The organism is Acinetobacter lwoffii, assembly GCF_015602705.1.
Taxonomy (GTDB): Bacteria; Pseudomonadota; Gammaproteobacteria; order Pseudomonadales; family Moraxellaceae; genus Acinetobacter; species Acinetobacter lwoffii_E.
On record NZ_CP059081.1, the window covers coordinates 2,051,224 to 2,068,250 of the forward strand.

The 17,027-nt window shown below is 44.7% G+C and carries 15 protein-coding genes; 7 read left to right on the plus strand and 8 right to left on the minus strand.

Annotated features, from left to right (window positions below):
- Positions 1–4: 4 nt before the first annotated feature.
- The 4 genes from uca to H0S56_RS09935 form a co-directional block, all read right to left on the minus strand.
- Positions 5–3,604, minus strand: a complete 3,600-nt coding sequence (gene uca / locus H0S56_RS09920; RefSeq protein WP_195724966.1) for an urea carboxylase — start codon at positions 3,602–3,604, stop codon at positions 5–7.
- Positions 3,605–3,671: 67 nt separating this feature from the next.
- Positions 3,672–3,935, minus strand: coding sequence for a hypothetical protein (locus tag H0S56_RS09925; RefSeq protein WP_195724967.1), 264 nt, complete (start codon positions 3,933–3,935; stop codon positions 3,672–3,674).
- A gap of 358 nt (positions 3,936–4,293) precedes the next feature.
- Positions 4,294–4,884, minus strand: coding sequence for a hypothetical protein (locus H0S56_RS09930; protein WP_195724968.1), 591 nt, complete (start codon positions 4,882–4,884; stop codon positions 4,294–4,296).
- Between the two features lie 201 nt (positions 4,885–5,085).
- Entirely contained in the window at positions 5,086–5,568 is a 483-nt protein-coding gene (locus H0S56_RS09935; RefSeq protein ID WP_195726074.1) for a VOC family protein, read from the minus strand.
- Positions 5,569–6,011: 443 nt separating this feature from the next.
- Here H0S56_RS09935 and H0S56_RS09940 point away from each other — a divergent pair, with 443 nt between their 5' ends.
- Together H0S56_RS09940 and lon are read left to right on the plus strand one after the other, a co-directional pair.
- On the plus strand, positions 6,012–6,593 hold the full coding sequence (locus tag H0S56_RS09940; RefSeq protein WP_071850612.1) for a 5-formyltetrahydrofolate cyclo-ligase: 582 nt from the start codon (positions 6,012–6,014) through the stop codon (positions 6,591–6,593).
- A 147-nt stretch (positions 6,594–6,740) separates the two neighbouring features.
- Positions 6,741–9,167, plus strand: coding sequence for an endopeptidase La (gene lon / locus H0S56_RS09945; protein WP_195724969.1), 2,427 nt, complete (start codon positions 6,741–6,743; stop codon positions 9,165–9,167).
- Positions 9,168–9,239: 72 nt separating this feature from the next.
- Here lon and H0S56_RS09950 read toward each other — a convergent pair whose 3' ends face one another.
- Positions 9,240–10,172, minus strand: a complete 933-nt coding sequence (locus H0S56_RS09950; protein WP_086043997.1) for a M28 family peptidase — start codon at positions 10,170–10,172, stop codon at positions 9,240–9,242.
- 167 nt (positions 10,173–10,339) lie between these two features.
- On the opposite strand from H0S56_RS09950, the gene rlmH reads away from it, so the two are divergent.
- The 3 genes from rlmH to H0S56_RS09965 all read left to right on the plus strand — a co-directional run bounded on the left by rlmH (position 10,340) and on the right by H0S56_RS09965 (position 12,609).
- The gene (gene rlmH, locus H0S56_RS09955) at positions 10,340–10,822 is read left to right on the plus strand and encodes a 23S rRNA (pseudouridine(1915)-N(3))-methyltransferase RlmH (RefSeq protein ID WP_195724970.1); all 483 of its coding nucleotides are present in this window, start codon (positions 10,340–10,342) and stop codon (positions 10,820–10,822) included.
- 109 nt (positions 10,823–10,931) lie between these two features.
- The gene (locus H0S56_RS09960) at positions 10,932–11,708 is read left to right on the plus strand and encodes a DODA-type extradiol aromatic ring-opening family dioxygenase (protein ID WP_004646334.1); all 777 of its coding nucleotides are present in this window, start codon (positions 10,932–10,934) and stop codon (positions 11,706–11,708) included.
- A gap of 127 nt (positions 11,709–11,835) precedes the next feature.
- Positions 11,836–12,609, plus strand: coding sequence for an META and DUF4377 domain-containing protein (locus tag H0S56_RS09965; protein WP_195724971.1), 774 nt, complete (start codon positions 11,836–11,838; stop codon positions 12,607–12,609).
- A gap of 70 nt (positions 12,610–12,679) precedes the next feature.
- Here the strand turns inward: H0S56_RS09965 and gdhA are convergent, their stop codons facing one another.
- Positions 12,680–14,023 carry an NADP-specific glutamate dehydrogenase gene (gene gdhA / locus H0S56_RS09970; RefSeq protein WP_004646331.1) on the minus strand — a complete coding sequence of 448 codons (1,344 nt, stop codon included), beginning with the start codon at positions 14,021–14,023 and terminating at the stop codon, positions 12,680–12,682.
- Positions 14,024–14,372: 349 nt separating this feature from the next.
- Here gdhA and H0S56_RS09975 point away from each other — a divergent pair, with 349 nt between their 5' ends.
- The gene (locus tag H0S56_RS09975) at positions 14,373–15,164 is read left to right on the plus strand and encodes an RnfABCDGE type electron transport complex subunit B (RefSeq protein ID WP_005104626.1); all 792 of its coding nucleotides are present in this window, start codon (positions 14,373–14,375) and stop codon (positions 15,162–15,164) included.
- Between the two features lie 3 nt (positions 15,165–15,167).
- Complete coding sequence (gene nth, locus H0S56_RS09980) at positions 15,168–15,881, plus strand: endonuclease III (RefSeq protein WP_195724972.1); 714 nt, start codon at positions 15,168–15,170, stop codon at positions 15,879–15,881.
- Positions 15,882–15,997: 116 nt separating this feature from the next.
- Here the strand turns inward: nth and H0S56_RS09985 are convergent, their stop codons facing one another.
- Positions 15,998–16,210, minus strand: a complete 213-nt coding sequence (locus H0S56_RS09985; protein ID WP_004279489.1) for a hypothetical protein — start codon at positions 16,208–16,210, stop codon at positions 15,998–16,000.
- Positions 16,211–16,298: 88 nt separating this feature from the next.
- The gene (gene adk / locus H0S56_RS09990) at positions 16,299–16,958 is read right to left on the minus strand and encodes an adenylate kinase (protein WP_004279488.1); all 660 of its coding nucleotides are present in this window, start codon (positions 16,956–16,958) and stop codon (positions 16,299–16,301) included.
- Positions 16,959–17,027: the final 69 nt, after the last annotated feature.

Sequence of the window (17,027 nt, forward strand, 5' to 3'; positions counted from 1 at the left end):
TCCATTACTCCATATAGACCAGTGGCTCACCGCTATGTACAGTCTGACCAGAACGGCAGATAATCGCCTTAACGATACCATCATCGTCAGCATAGACCGGCAGTTCCATTTTCATGGCTTCAATGATGGCCACCGTGTCGCCTTTTTTCACAATCTGCCCCGCTTCTACAAAAATCTTCCAGATATTGCCGGTCATAGAGGCGTTGAGAGGGACATACTGGCTGTAATCGGCGTCATCCTGCAGCACTTCTATTTCTACAGGTGCATCAAACTCGTCTTTCCAGCGTTCTACCTCGGCACTAAAAGCAGCCTGCTGCTGCGCTTTAAAGGTGGCAATGCTGTCCTGTTCTGCAGCAAGGAAATCCTGATATGCTGCAAAGTCAAACTCGCATTCCTCAATTTTGATTTCTGCCAGACCATGGGCGAAATCAGCACGGAACTGATCCAGTTCGGCCTCAGTGACCTCATAATATTTAATCTGGTCAAAAAAGCGTAAGAACCATTGCTGATCGCCAAACTGCTTGTTCTTTTTAAACTTATTCCAGATCGGTACGGTACGGCCAATCAACTGATAGCCACCCGGTGAGTCCATGCCATAAATACACATATACATGCCACCAATCCCGACTGTACCTTCAGCGGTAAAAGTACGGGCCGGATTATATTTGGAACTCAGTAAACGGTGGCGCGGATCAATGGGCACTGCACAAGGTGCAGTCAGATATACATCACCTAGCCCTAAAATCAGATAATTGGCATTAAAAATGATGTCCTTGACCTGCTGGCGGTGACTTAAACCATTAATCCGCTGAATAAAATCAATATTATTCGGAAGCCAGGGGGCTGTGGCACAGACGCTTTCCTGATAACGCTCAACAGCACCCAGAGTCGCCGAGTCCTCAAAGGCCATGGGTAAATGGATAATTCTTGAAGGTATTTTAATGTCACGTAAATCACCCATCTGTTCTTCAAGACCAAGCAGGAAGTGAATCAGTTGCTGCTGGCTCAAACGCAGACCATCATATTTAATCTGCAAGGATCGCACACCAGGTGATAATTCCAGGATACCGTCAAGATCAGCTTCACGGATCAGTTGCATCAAGCGGTGTACGCGCAGGCGTAGGGCCAAATCCAGTACGTTATCACCGTATTCCAGCAAGATATAACTGTCACCTGCCTGACGATATACAGCTTTTGGTGCATCTGGTGTAGCTTCACGCAATGCCAGAATACTTTCTGCTTGAACTGCCACGACTTCAGCCTCGTAGGGCATCTCTGCCTTGGCAAAGTTTTGGAGGGTTTGAATTTGCTGCCGCTCCAGCGCATTGGCCTGTTCTACCGAAATTGGATAGAAGCTAATCGTGTCATCGGCTTTCAGTTGACCAATTTTCCAGAGTTCAGCTTTGGCAATGGTCACCGGACAGACAAAGCCCCCCAGGCTCGGACCATCTTTGGCAAGGATTACGGGGAAGTCACCGGTAAAGTTGATTGCACCAATGGCATATTCACAGTCATGGACATTGGATGGATGCAATCCAGCTTCACCACCATTTTCACGCGCCCAACTTGGCGTCGGTCCGGTTAAACGGATACCCAACCGGTTCGAGTTAAAATGCACTTTCCAGCTTGATGCAAAAAACTCCTCAATATATTCAGCTTTAAAGAAATCAGGTGCTCCATGCGGACCATAGAGCACACCAATTTTCCATTCCTTGCCATAACTTGGAATCAGATCTGTTGCCAAAGCTTCAGGTTCTGCAATCGCCAAAGGTAGACCATCAGCTGGCAGGTCAGGATTCACCATCTTAACCATGTCACCAGCCCGTAACACTCGGCCTGCATGTCCACCAAAATTACCTAAAGCAAAGGTAGAACGGCTACCCAGATATTCCGGCACATTCAGACCATTTCGCACAGCCAGGTAGGTCCGGCATCCAGATTCAACCTGTCCGATTTTTAGGGTTTCTCCTGCTTTTACCTGAATAGGCTGCCAGAAATTTACTGCTTCATCATCCAGACTTACCGGACAAGGTGCGCCAGTTAAAGCAATGATATTGTCTGCATGAAACTTGAGGGTCGGACCTTGCAGGGTAAATTCAAATCCAGCGGCGGCCTCGGCATTCCCAACAATTTTATTGGCCAGCCGGAAGGCATAATCATCCATTGGGCCTGAAGGCGGTACACCGATATCCCAATACCCGACACGACCCGGATAATCCTGAATCGAACTTTGTGTACCCGGCTGAATCACCTCAATCACATTCGGCACATACTTGAAATCATCCAGCATGCGTGTCCAGATCTGCATCTGTTCAAAACGCGGATCTGAAATGACGGTATGGACATAATCCAGATTGGTACTAATACCATTCAAGCGAGTTTCAGCTAGTGCCGCTTTAAGAGCTGTAATCGCAGTTTCACGATCTTCAGCATGCACAATAATCTTGGCAACCATCGGGTCAAAATATTGGGAAATTTCAGTACCAGTACTCACCCAGGTATCAACGCGGACATTTTCCGAAAAAAAGACATCGGTCAAAATCCCTGGACTCGGCTGGAAATTCTTGACTGGATCTTCTGCATAGATGCGTACTTCAATCGCTGCACCCCGAGGCTGAATATTGCTTAGATGCTTCCAATCCAGAGTATCGCCTGCTGCAACTTTCAACATGCATTCAATCAGGTCTAAACTGGTCACCATTTCAGTCACCGGATGCTCTACCTGCAAACGGGTATTCACTTCAAGGAAATAAAACTCGTCACGTGCTGCATCGTAAATAAACTCAACCGTACCGGCACTGCGATATTTCACCGATTTACCCAGTTCAACTGCCGCCTGATGCAATTTTTGACGGGTTGCTTCAGGTAACTGTGCCGCTGGTGTTTCTTCCACAACCTTCTGATTACGGCGCTGCAGTGAACAGTCACGCTCGCCCAAAGCCACCACTTGCCCCTGACCATCCCCAAAAATCTGTACTTCGACATGACGGGCTTTATCGAGAAAGCGTTCTAAAAATACTCCGGCATCTTTAAAGAACTGCTCGCCCAGACGTTTTACACTTTCATAAGCCTCCTGAAGTGCCTCGGCATCATCACAACGGGTCAAGCCAATTCCGCCACCGCCTGCTGTACTTTTCAGCATAATTGGATAACCAATTTTTTCAGCTTCTGCCAAAGCTTCGTCCAGACTATTTAGCAGACCTGTACCGGGAGTCATCGGTACATTGGCAGCTGCAGCAAGTTCACGGGCACGATGTTTTAAACCAAACTCTAAAATTTGCTCAGCTGTTGGTCCCATGAAAGCAATATTATTTTCTTCGCAGGCACGGGCAAAATCAGCACTTTCTGACAGAAACCCATAACCCGGGAAAATTGCTTCGGCTCCGGTATTTTTGGCTGCAGCAATCAGTTTTTCGATACTCAAATAGGTATCGCTAGGTTTGGTCCCTTCTAAGGACACTGCAATATCTGCATCAATCACATGCTGTGCATAACGGTCCGTTTCTGAATAGACGGCTATACTGGTTACGCCCATTTTTTTTAATGTGCGAATGGCACGAACGGCAATTTCGCCCCGGTTTGCAATCAGTACAGTTTTAAACATGTGAATCCCCTTTTATTCTCTCTATTTTTTGAATCTGCTGAATGGATCTGTTTCGTTTTTTTCTGATTCAGCTGCTGCATATAAACCCGCTATCGACTATGTTCACTGCTCTCTGTCGTAGCCTTTGATGCATACCTTCCGCAAATACAGCTTTTTTAAATGCATCGATTTTTGCTCGAAGATGTGCAGCAGTCGCAACCGAAATCCAGACAAGTTCACCCACCTCAACATGGGTAGTGCGTTGAGCAAGATGATTCAGTTGAAGCTGTTTTGACTGATCGGCATCGCGCCATTTTAGGACTGTCCAGCCGATCATTTTCTGATAAAGCATTCTGCATCCAATCTTGTATCCAAGTTTGAATACAGTTATGCAGAACTTATGCCAGTTTAATTTTTATTTTATTTTCAATATATTAACAAAATTTAAGATGTATAAATTGGGAAGAATTTCATTGGATGGTTGTTTTTGGTTCAGCCTGTTTTCAATTCAGTGCAAAAATTATTCTGCAACTCATATTGTATAATCTGCATCATCTCAACTTTTGCAATGCTCATATAAAAGCCCATCTGTTGATGAGCTTCTAAGTGAACTATTCTATTTGTAGCTTAGTACAGTCATAAAAATTGAGTGTATTAAATACCTGAATTGAAAGGTTTGAATCAGCGTGTATTCGTCATTACGGTATTCACTATTTCACCGGGATCATTAAGTGCTGATAAGGCGTCCCAGACCACATGACATAAGGCACAGCGGTATCCGGTTGCGTATGTTTAGGATACATATCATAGAAACGAGCTTCAGCACCGACGATCATGACATGGGGACCCGTTTTGACCCAATGATTGCCCGCAGTAGGCTTCTTGGCATAGGGATCGACATTACTGGCATCCGTACCACCTGCCAGCATATACATGAAGCCTACTTTTCCAACTGTGGGCTGTTTATTCCCCATCCAGGCTTCTGCCCATTCTAGAGCGGCCTGATCCATACACATTGGGTCTGGACCTGGAGTGGTCAGATTATCAGGCATACAGGTAAAACCATTATTGCCCTTGCGCAAGGTACGTATTTTGCCATCTGCACCGACAGCGACAATCGTGGCTGCAGCGGCTACTTTCTTAGGTGCAGCAGTCATGGCACTTGCAATGGCTTTCTTATCGGCAGCAGATGAAGCTGCGCCTGAGCTGGCTTTGCCCGACATGGGCGGTTCAACGGCTAAAGCGGCAGGTGCAGACAGCGCGACCCATCCCGCCATAAGCAGTAATTGAGGAAAATTCATGGCACATTCTCCTTGAATCATCATGAAGAAATTGGATTTAGGTTCAGATCAAGTTGGATTAATCTGTAATTTTTGTAACGTATCCTTATAGAGTTGAGGGATAATTTGAGTTGATCAAAACAAAGGAGAAGATTTAACTATTGCAGTGAAATTGCGCTACACAGCAATATCAACTGCAATGAAAGACAATATCTTTGGCGCTTAACCACGAAATGCTGCTTCGATCACGGAGATGTCAATTTTCTTCATGGTCATCATCGCATTAAATGCGCGCTTGGCCGCAGCACGGTCAGGACTGTTACAGGCGTTGATGAGGACCATTGGCGTAATCTGCCAGGAAATACCCCACTTGTCTTTACACCATCCACACTCGCTTTCCTGACCGCCATTGCCCACAATGGCATTCCAGTATCGGTCTGTTTCTTCTTGGTCTTCAGTCGCCACCTGAAATGAAAATGCTTCATTGTGTTGAAAGTCAGGGCCACCATTCAGTCCAATGCAGGCAACGCCCATCACCGTAAATTCGACGGTGATAACATCGCCTTCTTTTCCGGAGGGATAATCTCCGGGTGCAAGATTGATCGCGCCAACTGAGGAGTCTGGAAAGGTTTCTGCATAAAATCGTGCTGCACCTTCGGCATCGTCATCATACCAAAGGCAGATGGTGTTCTTCGCAATATTCATCATGTTCAATCTCCATTGATTTAGGTCTTACGCGCTCTGCCTAAGCACAATGTGTCTTATATATCGGTCGAGAATATTCATATGATCCCTTGTCTATCTTTCACCAAAAAACAGAATAAACCTACTTTAGAATTGTATTTTTATTGATCGAAAGCTGTTTCAAAGTGCTTAAATTGATGCGTTTCCAGAGTTTGTCACTGAACGATGGATTGCTTGGAAAATCGTGAATCAAAGAAAATGAATTGACCGTTTCGAGATATTAAAAAAATTAGTGATATAAATACTTTTTTAGTTTTTTAACTTTGAGACTGCTGGCAAAATTAGCCGAAATTTAAATAAGCAGATATGGAATAATATAAAATTGCAGCTCATAATTATTTTTTACTTTTCCAGAATTCCCACTTAGACTAGAGCACAATTTTGTTGCATATGCTTTTTGCCCTATGACCATTCAGGAATTAAGAAGATACCTTCGTAAAACACGTCGTCATCTCTCTAAATTTGAGCAAAGGCAGTCCGCACAAAAAGTTCTAAACCGCCTGATCCGCAGTCCAGAATTTATTCACGCCCAACATATTGGCCTGTATTTGCATGCTTTTGGGGAGATTCAGACCCAGGCGATTATTGAACGCTGCTTTAAACTGGGCAAACAGGTGTATCTCCCAGCGATTTGCGACATGAATCAACAGCTGGTCTGGATCCGGATCACCCAGCATCAATATCATAACAAGCGCTTTGCCCATCATCGGCTGGGTATGCGAGAGCCCATGAGCACCCGTGGTGTGCATGTTTCCAACCTGGATTTATTACTCATGCCGCTATTGGCCTGTGATACTTCAGGCACACGGATTGGGATGGGCGGCGGTTTTTATGATCGTACCTTGGCTTCTGCGCCTGGGCGTCCGTTCCGTCTGGGGCTGGCACATGACTTTCAACTGCTGGCACAGCCGTTAAAACGTGAACCATGGGATCAGCCCCTTGATGCTTTAATCACCCCGACAATATTTATAAAGTTCAAACGTTAATTTTGCAATTTTATCCTTGCTAACTACTTTAAAATCACATAATTAGTCATTTTTTATACAATTTAATCTTAACTGCCCTTGTATTTTTTAAATTACCCATCACTATTAAAAGCATGGCAACACCGTTGTCACTCATTAGGAGTGCTCATGTCTGAAATTATTATGAATCAAGAAACCTTAGAGCCTCAGGTTCCAAGTGTACTACCCCTTTTGGCGCTGCGTGATGTGGTGGTTTATCCACATATGCAAATTGCGCTGTTTGTCGGTCGTGAAAAATCGATCAATGCAGTTGATGTGGCTCGTAACAGTGACAATCTAGTATTTGTAGTTGCGCAAAAAGATTCGCTTACAGAAGAAATTGATCACGACAATTTATATCAATACGGTACTGTCGCGAAGATTGTGCAAGTTGTGAATCACGAAAATGATGAAAACTGTATTAAAGTCCTGATCGAAGGCCTGCACCGTGCCAAGCTGAAAACTATCATTGACGAAACTGAGTATCTGACAGCAGAGCATGAACTCAGCCCAATGACGGTGAGCGTCGATGCAGACACCCAAGCTGTGCGCTTGCAGGAATTACGTGCGCTTTTCGCTCAATATGCAGAAGCGAAACTTCGTAATGCGCGTGAACTGATCACCGCAGCCAACAAAATTGAAGATCTATTACAGTTATTGTTCTTCGTCGCAACCCGTGTTCCCTTGAATATTGATGTCAAACAGAAATTCCTGGAACATGACGAATTCGAAGCGCATTTGACTGAGCTGATGACTTATCTATTGCAACAGTCTGAAGAACAACAGATTGAGCAAACCCTGCATGATTCTGTTAAACGTCAGATGGAAAAGAACCAGCGCGAATATTTCCTGAATGAAAAAATGAAAGTCATTCAGCGCGAGCTTTCCGATATGAATGGCGGCGCGGAAGACGATGTCGCTGAAATTGAAAAACGTCTGGCTGAAGCAGATTTGCCTGAGCATGTACGTAAAAAAGCAGAAGCTGAATTCCGTAAATTAAAAGCGATGCAGCCTGCTTCAAGTGAAGCTGCTGTGGTACGTAACTATCTGGAAGTCATTCTGGATACACCATGGAATAAAGCCAGCAAAGTCAGCATTAACCTGAGCAAAGCACAGGAAATTCTGGATGCAGACCATTATGGTCTGGACGATGTCAAAGATCGTATTGTGGAATATCTGGCAGTTCAGTCACGCGTGAAAAAATTGCGTGGCCCGATTCTGTGTCTGGTTGGTCCTCCAGGTGTGGGTAAAACTTCACTCGGTGAATCAATTGCCAAAGCAACTGGTCGTGAGTTCGTGCGTATGGCACTGGGCGGCGTGCGTGATGAAGCGGAAATTCGCGGTCACCGTCGTACCTATATCGGTGCGATGCCAGGTAAAATTGTGCAGTCATTGACTAAAGTGGGCGTAAAAAACCCGTTATTCTTGCTCGATGAAATCGACAAGATGGCGCAAGACTACCGTGGCGATCCGGCTTCTGCGATGCTTGAGGTACTTGATCCATCACAGAACAACAAGTTCAGCGATCACTATCTGGATCTTGATCTGGACCTGTCTGAAGTAATGTTTATCTGTACCGCAAACAGCATGAACATTCCTGAGGCCCTGCTAGACCGTATGGAAGTAATTCGTCTTCCGGGTTATACCGAAGAAGAGAAAGTCAATATTGCGGACCGCTACCTTGTTCCTAAAGCCATCAAGAACAATGGTCTACGTGCCAAAGAGTTGACCGTGCATGAAGAAGCAATTCGTGACATCGTGCGTCGTTATACGCGTGAAGCCGGTGTTCGTAACCTTGAACGTGAAGTGTCAAAAATTGCACGTAAAGTGGTGAAAGAGGCTGTTAGCAAGAAATCTAAAAACCTTCAGGTTGAAGTGACCGCAGCGAATCTTCCAGAATACTTAGGTCCACATAAATTTGACTACGGTATGGCGGAAGAAGAAGCGCAAATCGGCCGTGTAAATGGTCTGGCTTGGACTTCTGTTGGTGGTGAATTACTGACTATTGAAGTTGCAGCAGTACCAGGTAAAGGCAAGTTCATTACCACCGGTTCTCTTGGCGATGTCATGAAAGAATCGATTACTGCTGCAATGACTGTGGTGCGTACCCGTGCGGATGAACTCGGCATCGAAGCCTCGCGCTTTGAAGAAACCGACGTGCATGTGCATTTACCTGAAGGCGCAACACCGAAAGATGGTCCATCGGCAGGTTTGGCTTTGACTACAGCACTGGTATCTGCTTTCACGGGTATCCCGATTCGTCCGGATATCGCGATGACAGGTGAAACCAGTCTGGGCGGTCGTGCGCTGCGTATCGGTGGCTTGAAAGAGAAACTTTTGGCAGCCCATCGTGGTGGCATCAAGCTGGTATTCATTCCACAGGAAAACGTACGTGACCTGGCGGAAATTCCAGAAAATGTCAAAGAAGGTCTAGAAATTAAAGCCGTAAAATCGATTGATGAGATTTTACCGCTGGCACTGACCTCTTTGCCAAAAGCCTTGGTTAAAGCACCAATTGTGAAAACCAAAGAAGAAGCGAAAGCAGCGCGTCATTAAGACTTGATGTTTCGTATAAAAAACCCTGCTTCGGCAGGGTTTTTTATTGAGTTATTGAATAAAACAACTGAATTATGGCTGTAGTGCCATCGTAACCAATCCATCAATCACATGAGTCATCTTGTTCAGATCAAGCTTGTCGAGGGTATCCAATTCGGTATTGTAATAAGGATTACGATAACTCGCAGTATCGGTAATCAGCATGGTCGAATAGTTGAATTTGGCATAATTCAGATAGCCCGAGAAATTCATATCCTGAGCAAAACTTGGGCTGACAAAGCGTTGACATTCCAGACGGTTAAAACGCTGCATGGCATCACAATAATCTCCAGTCAGGCCAGTTGAGGCTAAATGCCCAATGGCTGCAATGAAATTGCCATGTCGTGGATAAATCCATTTTAATCCCACCGGATAGCTCTGCACCTGATGTTCATCAAAATAACCAATCGAATCCAGAATCACCACGCCCTCAATTTTCTGCTTCTGCTTTTTTAAAGACTTGGCATGCATATAACTGCCCATATGTTCTGTCTTGAAAAAAGGCGGCTCTTCAAGCGTATAGAAAGCAAATTCGACATCATGTTTGAGCTTGGATTTTTGCAGGGCCAGTAATCTTGCAGTTTCCAGTAAACCCGCTACCCCTGAGGCATTATTATCAGCACCGTTTCGGGCACTAAAGACATCATAATGTGCCCCCATCACCATCTTGGTTTTGGCTTGAGTATCCAAGCTACAGATGACATTTCGGTAACTCAGGTTATTGACCACATAAACCTGAAACTGGCATGGAATACCAAAGCGCTGCATCTGCCCTTTGATCCAGGCAGATACCCGATTCAGCTCTTTTAGATTTTTATAATTTCGGTATTCATCGACACTCATGATCTGGCTAAAAAATAATTCCAGATGAGAGACCTGAGCATTTTTGCTCGAATTGGCTGCACAGAGACTAGGCCCCATGAGGCCTATCAGTAATAGCAGCACAGTACAACATCCTTTTATCATGACACTGTTCCGCATTTATTATTATTCCATTCCTTTATCAAGCGGATACTTGAACTAAGGACATTAAAGCAACACTAAATCTCTCATTTCAATTTCAATTTGTTTCCCTGCTCAACTTCATGTTGTTTGATCGTTATAATGAGGTATCCAATTATTGATCTGTCTGTATGAAAATCCGTATCCTGACCATTGGTCAAAAAATGCCAGCGTGGGTGCTGACTGGTTTTGAAGATTATTTCAAACGTATTCAGCCTTTTGTACAGACCCAGATTATTGAACTGCCGATGGCCAAGCGCGGGAAAAATGATTCTGAAGCGGATATTCTGAAATACCGCAATATTGAGGGCGACAGCATTTTAAATGCGCTCAAGCAGAATGAAACCCTGATTGCACTAGAAGTGGGCGGACGCGAATTCAGTACCGAGAAACTGGCTGAAACCATGAAAGGCTGGATGCAGGAAGGCAATGATGTAGCACTTGCAATTGGTGGACCGGATGGTCACTCAGAAGCCGTGCGTAAAGCTGCTGCATGGCACTGGTCACTTTCCAAGTTAACTCTGCCGCATCCTCTGGTACGTGTCATGCTGATCGAGCAACTTTATCGTGCCATGAGTATCAACAATAACCATCCTTATCATCGGGCAGGCTAATAATTTTCTGAAGCGTTCTTTATATGCAACGTTTTGTTGAATAATCTCTCCTGCTCTTATTTCTATTTTTCATGCATTATTGAGGCATCTTCCAGATGTGGTTTGAATTATGAACTTACAAACGTTGCCCGGCTTATTTATTTCTCATGGCTCTCCTATGCTGGCGCTGAATCCTGAGCAAGTGGGTCCTGCCTTGCATCGTTTGAGCGAGAATCTGCCACGCCCGGAAGCGATTATTGTGATGTCCGCGCATTGGGAAAGTGATGCGCTGGAAGTCAGTAGCGCAATTCGCCCAGAAACCTGGCATGATTTTCGTGGTTTTCCGCCCGAACTGTATCAATTGCGCTACCCTGCACCCGGAAATCCTGAATTGGCCGAGAAAGTCTTAGGCTTGCTGGCCAATGCCGGCTTTTCTGCACATGCCAACAGTACCCGTCCGCGTGATCATGGTGTATGGATGCCGCTGCTACATATGTATCCAGATGCCAACATTCCCGTGGTAGAAATTTCCTTACCCATGTCGATGAGTGCGGATGAGATTTATCAGATTGGTCAAAGTCTCGCACCTTTACGTGAACAGCAAATCCTGCTGATTGGTTCGGGCAGTATTACCCATAATTTACGTGAACTGTCTTGGGATGGATCGGCTGCTGATGTACCCGAATGGGCCTCAGGCTTCCGTAATTTTGTGGTGCATAAACTGACGCACAATGATTATGATGCTGTACTGGACTGGTCCAATATTCCGCATATGGCACGGAATCATCCAACGCTGGAACATTTTGCTCCGATTTTCTTTGCGATGGGCACAGGTCAGCGTTTTAGTCTGGTACATAGCAGTTTCACCATGGGTTCACTCGGTATGGATATTTACCGCTTCGATTAATCTTGCTTCAGCGCTAAAATCTTAATGATGGATACATTTTGCAACCCAAAGCTGCGAAATGTATCCATATTTTTTTGCAATACATCCATTATTATTGTTTGAACTTTATATACTTCATTATAAGTCCATGAAATTAAAATTTATTGTGCTGGCATTATTGCCTTTAACTTTTGCAGGCTGTCAGTCCAGTGATATTCAACGAGCTGGAGATCTTGCGGTGGCCACCATCCAACAAAAAAATGCAGATCAGATTCTTCCAGCCTATTACTGGGAACTGAATCGTGGACTAGAACGACCCGTTGTACTGAGTTTCAACGCTCAAGGCCGGCTGAGCGCCGTGATGGGCTGTAATGGACTCGGGACGACCTGGTCAGTCAAAAACAATATCATCACCACCAGCGAAGTTATAGGCACTGAAATGGCCTGTGATGCAGCATTGATGGAGCAGGAACGTTTTGTCAGCCAACTTTTACAGAAGCGTGACATTCCTTTTACGCTCAATACCACAGATCCTGACAAGCCGACCCTGACGTTGATGGCCGCAAATGGTCAAACCTATGAATTTATCGGGAAAATGACTCCGGAAACCAAATACCAAGGACTGGCTGAAACAATTTTTCTGGAAATTTCCCCCGATACCAAACAATGTACCGGCGTAACCCAACAAAGCTGCTTGCAAGTCAAAGAAGTGAAATATGATCAGAATGGCCTGAAAACTCAGGTCGATAAGGACTGGACTTTATTCTATGATCAGATTGAAGGTTTTCGGCATTCACCAAATGAACGGCAGATTATTCGGGTCAAACGTTTTGAAATTAAGCATCCGGCAGCTGATCAATCGAAATATGCCTATATTTTTGATATGGCGGTTGAGCGTGAATTAGTTAAGGGTGCTCTTTAAGGCTAAAAATACCAGATATAAAAAAACCGGGGCAACAGCCCCGGTTTTTTCAGCTTAGACTAAGTCAGACTTAGAATACGCCTTGAGCAAGCATTGCATCAGCAACTTTTACGAAGCCAGCAATGTTCGCACCGTCAACATAGTTCACAGTACCGTCTTCTTTAGTACCGAATTTCACACAGTTACGGTGAATTTCTTTCATGATTGCGTGTAAACGCTCATCAACTTCTTCGAAAGTCCAGCCCAAACGCAATGCGTTTTGAGACATTTCCAGACCAGAAGTTGCCACACCACCTGCATTTGATGCTTTACCTGGCGCATAAAGAATTTTCGCTTCAACGAATTTCTCAACCGCTTCAAGCGTAGAAGGCATGTTCGCACCTTCAGCCACACAGATTACACCGTTTGCAAGAAGCTGAGCAGCGTCGTCTGCATCAAGTTCGTTTTGAGTCGCACATGGCAATGCGATATCACACTTGATACCCCAAGGACGTTGTCCTTCAAGATATTCGAAACCATGTTTAGACGCGAATTCTGAAATACGGCCACGTTTTACATTTTTAAGTTCCATGACTTCAGCAAGAAGCGCCTCAGTGAAACCGTCTTTAACGTGAACTGTACCGGCAGAGTCAGAAAGTGAAACCACTTTCGCACCGAGGTACATTGCTTTTTCAGCAGCATATTGCGCAACGTTACCAGAACCTGAAATCGCAACGACTTTATCTTTGAAGCTTTCACCACGAGACTTAAGCATTTCCTCAGCAAAATACACAGTACCGTAACCCGTTGCTTCCGGACGTGCCAATGAACCACCGAAAGTTAAACCTTTACCAGTGAATACACATGCCGTATCGTTACTTAATTTTTTCATCATGCCGGCCATGTAGCCCACTTCACGACCGCCTACACCAATATCACCTGCAGGGATATCTGTGTTCGCACCAAGGTGACGATACAGCTCGATCATTAAAGCCTGGCAGAAACGCATGATTTCGCCTTCTGATTTGCCTTTAGGGTCAAAATCAGAACCGCCTTTACCGCCACCCATAGGAAGTGTGGTTAAAGCATTTTTAAATGTTTGCTCAAAGCCTAAGAATTTTAGGATTGAAAGATTCACTGAAGGGTGGAAACGCATACCACCTTTAAATGGACCGATCGCTGAGTTGTACTGTACGCGGAACGCACGGTTTACTTGAGTCTGACCTTGGTCATCTACCCAAGAAACTCGGAACTGGATCGCACGTTCTGGCTCAACTAGACGTTCTAGTAAACCATGTGCTGCGTATTGTGGGTTCTTTTCAATGAACGGCCACAAACTGGTCATCACTTCTTCTACAGCTTGAAGAAATTCTGGTTGATGTGCATCACGTGATTTTACGTAATCTAGGAACTCATTAAGTGTGTTGTATTTCAACGCTTAATCCTCAGCAGAAAATGGATCAAAATTGGTCAAATTTACAATCAATGTTAAATTTTGGCGCAAAATATTAAATATCTTTTGTAACTAATCTACAATACTTTTTTTGAAAATACTTTAAAATTAATTTGATAACAAATATTTATATTGATTATGAAAATTTTTTCTATGTTAGGAAATGCCAATCGAATCAAGGCTTACATTCAGATTTATGCCTAATAATAAGGCACAAGTTGACCCTTAATTGCGCACGACTTAGGAGTTTAAAAATATGTTAAAATTGATGAATCGACATATTTTGTTTCACTTACTCTCTCATGCTTGCCATGAGTAACGCTGGTTATACATGAATTCGCCCATTTCTCTGGTCCAATCGATTGACGCTTTACTCCCCCAAACCCAATGTGGACTCTGCGGTCACCGTGACGGATGTTTACCTTATGCCCAGTCGATTACTGAGGGGGAAAATGCCAATAAATGTGTGCCGGGCGGACAGCCTGTTGCCGATGCTTTGGCTGCATTATTAAATCGTCCTAAACTTCAAGCTGAAGAAAGTGTCTGGCCAGTTCAAGCCGATGGTCGTCCTCAGCGCATCAAAGCCGTAATTCGTGAAGATGAATGTATTGGCTGTACCAAATGCATTAGCGCCTGCCCGGTCGATGCAATTATTGGTTCCGGTAAACTGATGCACACCATTCTGACCGATCTATGTACGGGCTGTGAGTTATGTATTCCCCCCTGTCCGGTAGACTGCATCGATTTGGTTGAAGATCAACAACCCTTGCCGACTGAAGCACAGCGTCTTGCGGAACAGGATGATCTGCGTCAGCGTTACTATGCGCACATCCAGCGTGAAGAAAAACGGCGTACCGATCGTAAGGGACCTGTGGTCCGTGCAGAAATTGATACTGCCCTGTTTGCCCGTTTCTCTGCTTTAAATGAGCAACTTCCTGTGATTGAAGTCGCGAGCAAGCCAGAGAATGCACCTGTAGCTTTCGATTCCAAGACCACGATTGAACTGGCAAAACTACGTACCCAAATTAAAAAACTGGAAAAACAGCTTTCGGTTCGTGAAGATGCCCGAAAACGCACCCAACTGGAAGAACTGACACAGCAATTACAGGCTTTACAGGGATAGAACATGACCACAGCAAAGGCCAAGCCCGTTAAAAACATGACCAAAAAGCAGATTCAGACCTTTTTTGAACGCCTGCGTGAACAGCGGCCTAACCCAAAAACTGAGCTGAATTATTCCAATCCCTTTGAATTACTGGTCGCGGTCACGCTCTCTGCTCAAGCTACCGATGTCAGCGTCAACAAAGCCACAGACAAACTCTTTCCAGTCGCCAATACACCGGAAGCCATTTATGCGCTAGGTGTGGACGGCTTGAAGGAATATATCAAGACCATTGGTTTATATAACTCAAAAGCGGTCAACGTGATTAAAGCCTGCGAGATGCTGATTCAGAAGCACAACAGCATCGTACCGGACAATCGTGCAGACTTAGAAGCCCTGCCGGGTGTAGGTCGTAAAACGGCGAATGTGGTACTGAATACGGCCTTTGGTCAGCCGACCATGGCGGTTGATACCCATATTTTCCGGGTAGGTAACCGTACCGGACTAGCGGTTGGCAAAAATGTGCTGGAAGTTGAACACCATCTGGTCAAAGTCATTCCCAAGGAATTTATCATTGATTCACATCACTGGCTGATTTTACACGGTCGTTATACGTGTATTGCGCGCAAACCGAAATGTCATGAATGTGTAGTATCCGATGTGTGTAACTGGCCGGATCGGTTTGAATTTGGTGCAGCCCGCCAAATTGCAGTGAAAAATATTGAGCTTGCTGAATAGAACGGCGTGATCAAGCTGGGATAAAAATAGGTGACCAATGTGTCACCTTTTTATCGACTATGAGAAGAGTGCTTTTCGTTCAAACCAAATTCTTAGCTGAGCTGAACTATTATGGATTATTTATCCTGATCTTGTTCAGCCTTTTCCTGCTGCTTGCGCTGTTCAAGTTCGGCTTGTAATTTTGGATGGAGCTGGCGCTCAGGTCGCTTTGCTGCATTTTCAGCACGTTCTTCCTGACGTACTTTGTTGAGCATTTTAAAACTGAAATAGAACAGACCTACCAATACTGCCAGAAAGACTACCATCAACACCAATACGCCAAATTTCATAGCAACAAGTACCCTGTTCAAATACGCAATAAAAAAGAGCCCTAATATGACTTAGGGCTCTCCGATTGTCAAAATCATCGTCAGCCGATTATTTTGCCTGATCCAGAATCGCGAAAAGATCAGTTTGAACTTCATCGATTGGACGTAAACCATTTAGCTTGTCATAAGTTGGTGCATTTTCACCAGACGCTGCACGGCCTTGGTAGAAACCAACCAGTTGCTCGGTTTCAGTATGGTAAGAACCTAGACGCTTACGAATGGTTGCTTCCTGGTCATCAGGACGTTGAACCAGATCTTCACCCGTTTCGTCATCTTTACCTTCCACTTTTGGCGGGTTGTAAACGATGTGATAGACACGGCCAGATGCAGGATGCTGACGACGGCCAGAAAGACGTTGTACGATTTCTTCATCTGGTACATCAATTTCAATCACGTGATCAATTGCAATGCCTTCTTTTTCCAAGGCTTCTGCTTGAGGAATGGTACGCGGAAAACCATCAAAAATGCAGCCGTTTACACAGTCAGGTTGCGCAATGCGCTCTTTCACCAGACCAATGATCAACTCATCAGAAACCAAACCGCCATTGTCCATGACACTTTTAGCTTGTAGACCTAATTCAGTTCCTTCACGAATTGCAGCACGGAGCATATCACCGGTTGAAATTTGTGGGATATTGTAGCGCTTACAGATCAACTGAGCTTGTGTACCTTTACCTGCTCCAGGTGGTCCGAGTAAGATAATGCGCATATATAAACATCCTCATTTAAACAATATGTATGACGCCACGACCACAATCACCCGATTGTGTCCCCCGAC